The sequence below is a fragment of the Streptomyces sp. NPDC005151 genome (assembly GCF_053599875.1).
The window spans coordinates 119,634-125,633 of the sequence record NZ_JBSFYR010000013.1; the positions used below are offsets into that span (position 1 = coordinate 119,634).

At 68.6% G+C, this 6,000-nt stretch carries 7 protein-coding genes and 3 pseudogenes; 5 read left to right on the forward strand and 5 right to left on the reverse strand.

Going from position 1 to position 6,000, the window contains the following annotated elements; all coding sequences use genetic code 11:
• Nucleotides 1–44: 44 nt before the first annotated feature.
• Entirely contained in the window at nucleotides 45–614 is a 570-nt protein-coding gene (locus ACWD6R_RS10570; RefSeq protein ID WP_451818337.1) for a 3'-5' exonuclease, read from the reverse strand.
• Nucleotides 615–670: 56 nt separating this feature from the next.
• Between ACWD6R_RS10570 and ACWD6R_RS10575 the strand changes: the two genes are divergently transcribed.
• Both ACWD6R_RS10575 and ACWD6R_RS10580 read left to right on the forward strand, forming a co-directional pair.
• On the forward strand, nucleotides 671–1,300 hold the full coding sequence (locus ACWD6R_RS10575; protein ID WP_451818338.1) for a UvrD-helicase domain-containing protein: 630 nt from the start codon (nucleotides 671–673) through the stop codon (nucleotides 1,298–1,300).
• Nucleotides 1,206–1,847, forward strand: a pseudogene (locus tag ACWD6R_RS10580) (TIGR02677 family protein); the annotation flags it as partial. The gene ACWD6R_RS10575 and the pseudogene ACWD6R_RS10580, both read left to right, overlap by 95 nt.
• On the opposite strand, the pseudogene ACWD6R_RS10585 reads toward ACWD6R_RS10580, so the two are convergent.
• From ACWD6R_RS10585 to ACWD6R_RS10595, 3 genes and pseudogenes are all read right to left on the reverse strand, one after another.
• Nucleotides 1,808–2,107: pseudogene (locus ACWD6R_RS10585) on the reverse strand (ATP-binding protein); the annotation flags it as partial. The pseudogenes ACWD6R_RS10580 and ACWD6R_RS10585 overlap by 40 nt on opposite strands.
• Before the next feature lie 134 nt (nucleotides 2,108–2,241).
• Nucleotides 2,242–3,138: an aminoglycoside phosphotransferase family protein gene (locus ACWD6R_RS10590; RefSeq protein ID WP_451818353.1), complete on the reverse strand. Its 897-nt coding sequence runs from the start codon at nucleotides 3,136–3,138 to the stop codon at nucleotides 2,242–2,244.
• 541 nt (nucleotides 3,139–3,679) lie between these two features.
• Nucleotides 3,680–4,045, reverse strand: a complete 366-nt coding sequence (locus ACWD6R_RS10595; protein WP_451818339.1) for a hypothetical protein — start codon at nucleotides 4,043–4,045, stop codon at nucleotides 3,680–3,682.
• A gap of 186 nt (nucleotides 4,046–4,231) precedes the next feature.
• Here ACWD6R_RS10595 and ACWD6R_RS10600 point away from each other — a divergent pair, with 186 nt between their 5' ends.
• Nucleotides 4,232–4,606: a hypothetical protein gene (locus ACWD6R_RS10600; protein ID WP_451818340.1), complete on the forward strand. Its 375-nt coding sequence runs from the start codon at nucleotides 4,232–4,234 to the stop codon at nucleotides 4,604–4,606.
• A gap of 12 nt (nucleotides 4,607–4,618) precedes the next feature.
• Here ACWD6R_RS10600 and ACWD6R_RS10605 read toward each other — a convergent pair whose 3' ends face one another.
• Nucleotides 4,619–5,158: an NUDIX hydrolase gene (locus ACWD6R_RS10605; protein WP_451818341.1), complete on the reverse strand. Its 540-nt coding sequence runs from the start codon at nucleotides 5,156–5,158 to the stop codon at nucleotides 4,619–4,621.
• Here ACWD6R_RS10605 and ACWD6R_RS10610 point away from each other — a divergent pair.
• Nucleotides 5,135–5,551, forward strand: a complete 417-nt coding sequence (locus tag ACWD6R_RS10610) for a hypothetical protein (RefSeq protein ID WP_451818342.1) — start codon at nucleotides 5,135–5,137, stop codon at nucleotides 5,549–5,551. The genes ACWD6R_RS10605 and ACWD6R_RS10610 overlap by 24 nt on opposite strands.
• A gap of 84 nt (nucleotides 5,552–5,635) precedes the next feature.
• Nucleotides 5,636–6,000, forward strand: a pseudogene (locus tag ACWD6R_RS10615) (hypothetical protein); the annotation flags it as partial.

Sequence of the window (6,000 nt, forward strand, 5' to 3'; positions counted from 1 at the left end):
GCGTCTCAGATGTCCCAGGAGAGCCAGGCGGCCTCGTGACGGTGTCAAGCCGCGTTCGAACCCGAAGGCGGACCGTCGTCCAGCAGCAGGGACGACGCACGGCCGGCGTCGCGGTCGGCATGCCGGGGTAGGTAACGGCTTGCTCGGCCGTGCCAGGTGACGATCAGCTCGTCTCGTGCCCTGGTCGCCGCCACGAAGAGCAGGGAACGGGCTCGCTTTTCCTCCTGGCGGTACCGGTCGGGACCACTCAGCCGGAAGGCCTCGATGCGCTGATGGGGAACCAGGCCTTCGCTGACACCGGCCAGGAACACACGCTGGAATTCCAGCCCCTTGAACCGATGCATTGTTCCGATGTGCACGGTGTCGATGTCGCGGGGTCCCTCCCGGCCGATCTCGCTCGCGGGAATCAGGAACGGTTTGCACGCCAGGGTGTAGGCGAGTTGTGTGACGGCGGCCTTGTCGGGCACGCTGACGGCCATGGCCGCGTACGGAGTGCCGTGACGCTCGTGACGCTCCTTGAGGAGCGTGGCGATCGCACGCATCTCGGTCTCCCAGTCGGGAGCACGCCAGTACTGAGGAGCCAGCCCGGTCAGAACGGACCGGTACCCGTCCAAGGTGTCCCCTGCTGCCCGCCCTGCGACGGATCACCGACAGCGGCCAACTGGAGGCCGTGCTCGGTCACAACCTTCCCGGACTCACCCGGGAGGTGCTGCTGGCGCTGCACGACGGCATGGAGCCGCCCGAGGTACGCACGTTCGTCACCGACCAGTGGCGGGCCGAGGAAAGAGTCGATCCGCAGGACTGGGCCCGAGCGGCACGACGCCCCGTCTCCCAGGTGAGTACGGAGGACTCGGCGGTCCTGGACGCGCTCGGGGACAGTTTCGAAGCCTGGCGGCTCTTCCTCCATCCCGAGCAGCACAGACTCGCCACCACATCGTTCAAGGGATCGGCGAAGGTCACGGGCGGGCCTGGCACCGGCAAGACCGTCGTGGCGCTCCACCGGGTCCGGCACCTCGTCGACCGGCTCCCACCGGGACAGACCCGGCCCGTGCTGCTGACCACGTACAACACGAACCTCGCCGCCGACCTGAGGGAGCGCCTGCACCGGCTCGGTGGTGACGCACTCGTACGCCGGGTCGACGTCAGGTCGGTGGACCAGCTCGCCCGTGAAGTCGTCGCAGAACACCGCCCTCTACCGCCAGGTGATGCGGGTGTTCGTCGTGGCCAAGGGACGCTTCGCCGTGCACCTGCGCCCCGAGGACGTGCATGCCGCGCTGCCCGGGGAGGTGCGGCCCGGTGAACTCAACGGGGTCGTCGAGGCGCTGGACAAGCTGGTCGAGTGGGGGAATCTGCGGGCCGACCCCGACACCGGTCGGGTCACCGCCGTCGAGGACTTCTACCGCAAACGGTTCATCTACCAGCTCACCCGGGCCGGAGAGGCGGCCGAGGAGGCCGAGGAGGCCCTTGCCGCCTACGACCAGGCGCTTGGACGGCGCGGCGCCCTCCAGGCCATCGCACTGCACGACATCGTCACGCAGTTGCGGGCCCTTCTCGTGCGCACCGCCGACGAGCAGCCGGATCCCGGCAAGACACATCTCGCGCTCGATACGCTCGCGAGCCGGTTTGCCGCTCTCGCCGACAACGCGCGCGCGTTCATGGGCTCGCTGCAGCGCACCATTGACCTGCACGAGGTGGAGGAAGCGGTCTTCCTCGCCTACAAGGACCGCCGAATCCAGTATCTGGAGCGCTTCATCCAGGACCTGATCACCCTGGGCGGGCGCATCGCCCAGCTGATCCTGGAGCTGGAGGAGTCGGGCCGCCACCGCCACAGCGGCAGGATCTCCGGGCCGAAGTACCAGCGCACCAGAAGCAGATCGCCCAAGCCGTCGCCGCCGTCCCGCCCGAGATCGGCTTCGCGAGCGTCGGACAGGCGCCGGAGGAACGGCTCCAGCCGGTAGAGGCCGTCGGCGAACGGCACCTCGTTGAAGCCCTCGGAGAGCAGCGCCGGGTGGGAGTGCACCATCGCCTTGTGCTGCCGGTGGACCGTGTCTTCCGGCACGCTCCGGTTGGCCGGGCGCGGTCCCTGCCGCTCGACACACACCTCCAATTCTCTGGGGGCAACCGTGTGGCGCGGCGCGAGTGGAGACCAGTTTGTGCAGCTCAGCGCCGGGTGTGGTCGACGCTATCGCGTGCAACACGTGTGGCACCACTGCCGTGCCGCATGCGGAACCCGGTCGCCTCCTAAGTTGATGCCAGAACGCGGTCAAGCGCTGCTCGGCCTGCGGGTCCCCATGCCGGCTTGCCACCGGGAAGACCCCGCTCCCCGGCCTGGCCCATGAGGATGAGGAAGAGACTCTTCGCGGCAGCCAACCCTCGTGCGCGCCGGATCATCGCCTCGTCCGCGTGCGCGTACGCATCGAAGAACCGTGATGCCGCGCCAGCGGGAAGGAGGACCCACGCAGCTGCGAGATCGACCGCCGGATCGCCTGCGCACATGTCACCGAAGTCGATCACGCCCGAGAGTGTCCCGTTCGAGACGACGACATTCGCCGGGTGAAGATCGCCGTGCAGCCATACCGGCGGGCCCTCCCAATCGGGGGCCGCAAGGGCCTCGTCCCAGATGTCCCGGACATTCCGGAGGTCATCGGCAACCCCTCCAGAGGCGACTTCCTCGAGACTCTTTTCGAAACCGTCCGTGAGCGCTCCAAGGGGAACCCCGCGATCCGGACTGATCGGCGCCTCGGCGGGCGCCTCCGTATGAAGCGCCTTGAGGAAGCCCGCCAAGGTGTCAGCCGCGCGGTCGTGGCTGATTGGGGCGCGGTCTGCTGGTTCGCCAGGAACCCAGGTTGCGATGGTCCATGGCCGCGGGAAGCGCGCGGACGGTTCACCGATCCGCATGGGGATCGGGACCGGTAGTGGAAGGCACGGTGCCAGGGCGGGCAGCCACCGGTGCTCTTTGCGCAGGAGGGATGGCGCGCGCTCCGTGCGCGGCACGCGCACGGCCAACTCTTCTCCAAGACGCCACAGTTGGTTGTCCCAACCGCCGGCCACCTCACGCAGGTCCAACCCCGCAAGGTCCGGATGCTGCTCTCTCACCAGAGAGCGCACCAAGCTGTCGTCGATCTCGAAGCTGTCCATGATCTCAGTCAACCATCGATGGCACTTGGCCACCGATGGTTGAGCACGGGCAGCCGATCTGATTCAGCCGCGTTGGTTGAAAGCTCTGGTGAGGTCCCGGTTGGCCGCTCGGGCGGCATCGATGCGGCACCCGCTGCGGTGATGCCGTCGGCCGGCGCCGAGGCGGATGGGTGCGGCTGTCGTCCCGTATGCGACTGCTGTAGCTGACCACGCAGCTCACATGGGGCCCCGACCTCGGTCGGGGCCCCATGTCGTGCTTCACGCTTCCGTGGGGCGTGCGGTGTTGAGTCGGCTGATCAGCTGGCGGTTGGCCGCCCGGGCGGCCTGCAGTTCCTCGTCGCGTTCCTCAAGCTGGCCGGTCAGGTCGATCACCTGTTGCTCGAGTGCCGTGATCCGGCTCTTGAGCTGTTCGACGTCGTCGGGGGCCCCGAGCGCAGGGCGATCTGCGTGATCTGGTCCCCGAAGAGCGAGACGGTGTGCCCGGTCCAGTACCTACGAAAGGACGGCTCGTGCAGCAAGGCGGGTAACCGCCCAGCCGTGCTCACGACCGCGGCTCTTCCGTCTCGTCCTGCGTCTTCGCACCGAACTCCCGCGCCGGATGCGCGAAGTGCACATACGACACACGGCGAGCGGCGGCGGGAAGCCGTTCCGGATGGTCAGCCCGGCGTATATACGGCTGGAGCAACTCCCATACCTGCTCGTCGAGTTCCTTGAGTTCGGCTGCGGTGACGAAGATCGTGGCGTCCCCCAAAGGCGCCGCCTCCTGCCAGACCGCAGGCTCGGCGTGCCGGTTCTCCAGCCAGCGGGTCGCCTCGGTGAAGTACCGCTCGACGACCGCGAGGCTGAGCGCCGTGGCGGCTTCTGTCACCTCAGGATCTGCCGCACCCTGCACACTCTCGAAGCTCACCGGCTTGCCCCGCTGCGGCAACTGCAACAGACGCCAAGCTCACTGCACCGCCTGCGGACGGCTCCGTGGCATCCACTCCGGCACCGCCGACGCCCCCGTCTGCGGCCCCTGCACCGCACCGGACGCCGAGCTCTGGCGCCCCTGTCCCACCTGCGGGACAGCCGAACTGCTACGAGCCTCCGGGCCGTGCCCTCGTTCATCCGCCTCGGCGCCGTCCCGGTGGACCTGCCCGCACCCGTCGCTGAACTGGCACTCCAGCAGGTCGAGGTTGGCCGCAGCCATGCCGTCCTCGGTCGGACAGACTCACCTTGGCTCTTCCCTGGAGGCCAGCCCGGCCGCCCGATCAGTGCCTGGGCCATGGGCGAACGCCTCCGCAAACTCGGCATCCGACTCGCGGAGACCCGCTCAACCGCCCTGTTCCAGCTTGCCACAGAGCTGCCCGCCGCGGTCCTCGCCCGAACTCTCGGCATCGACATCACCGTCGCCGTCAAGTGGCAGCGAGCCGCCGCCGGCGACTGGGGCGCATACGCCGCCGAAGTCAGCCGAAGGCAAGGCTCCTGAGGTGCACCCCGGTCAGCCCCTGCTGACGGCCCCGTTCCGGACATAGCCAAGGTCGATGGGCGTTGCCGGTGCACCGTCTTTCCGCACGTCGGCGAGCAATTCGGGCAGCTGCGGCGGCCACAACGGCTCGGAATCACCCGACAGGTCATCAGGCGACCACCACCGCCACCGGAGGATTTTGTCCGCGGCATGCGAAGCAGCAAGGTCGCCGACTGGATCTCGGCGGGGGCCATGCGCGAGGAAGATGTACTCGTGCTGGCGAACCGGCACCCCAGCCCTGGTGAAATCGTGTTCCCACAGGCACAGCACAGTGCCGCCGACCTCGATGTCGGTCCATCCGGTCTCCTCGCGCAACTCGCGCTCAGCCGCCTGCAGCGGTGACTCGCCGGGATCCAGCCCGCCGCCGGGCATCGCCCAGTGGACGCCGACTTCCTCGTTGTCATACCGGAACATGAAAACCGACCCCGCCGGGTCGAGGACCGCGACTCTGGCTGCTTGTCTGGGTATCCGCATCGCGTCAGCCTGCCAGTGCCGAACGCCGCTGTCGATCATGTCAGCAGCCAGGCATTCGGACAGTTCCAATACCCGACTCCACCATTAGGCCGGCCAGGCGGCGCCCAGGCAGTCTTCCACCACGAATGGAAGAAGGAGGAGGCGAAGCAGAAGCTCAAGCGGACCGTCGAGGCATACCGGCAGTTCGAACAGGGGCAGCTGCCCGCCGGCCCGGGAGCCGACGCCCTGCTGGCCAACTTCCGCGCCGTCGAGGACGAGCTGACCGACCACGAGCCGGGCCCGGCGAAGGTGGTCACCGACCGGCAGATCGAGCTGCTGCTGAAGAAGAAGGCGTCGGTGCTGCACCTGTCCGCGGCGAACTACTGCTGGTTCGAGGACCCGGCAAAGGCGCTGTGTCTCAGAAGCTGTTGTCTTTCCGGATGTGATCGCTGAGTTTCTTCTGGTCAGGCATGGTCTCGGTGTCGTCGAGGGAGGCTTGGACTGTTCTGTTGGTCCGGGGCGGTGTGGAGGCGTTCGATGGCATCGGTGATGGGCTTGTTGGAGGAGCGGGAGGCGGCCGCCCGGGCGACGGTGGAGGAGCTCCGGGCGGAAGCGGACCGGATCCTGGCCGAGCTCGGCGAGGCGGAGTCGGTGCTGGAGCGCCGGGTCGTTGCCCGCACGGAGTTGGCCGAGGCCCTGTCCGCTGTCGGTCCGGCGGGTGAGGTGCCCGTCCCGGAGCTGCGGGAGACGGCGCCGCAGGCCCCGGTGGCGTCCGCGCCGGTCGGCAGGGCGCCGGTCGCGGGGTCGGTCGTGCCGCGCTGGTGGGAGGGAGCGACGGTGGCGGCGCTCGCGCCGGACTACCGGCGGATCGTGGAGTTGCTGGAGGCCGGACCCGCGGGTGG

Bases quoted from the DNA above. Each gene is read 5' to 3' on its own strand.
- ACWD6R_RS10590 (WP_451818353.1), bottom strand. From the start codon at position 3,138: ATGGACAGCTTCGAGATCGACGACAGCTTGGTGCGCTCTCTGGTGAGA.
- ACWD6R_RS10605 (WP_451818341.1), bottom strand. From the start codon at position 5,158: ATGATCGACAGCGGCGTTCGGCACTGGCAGGCTGACGCGATGCGGATA.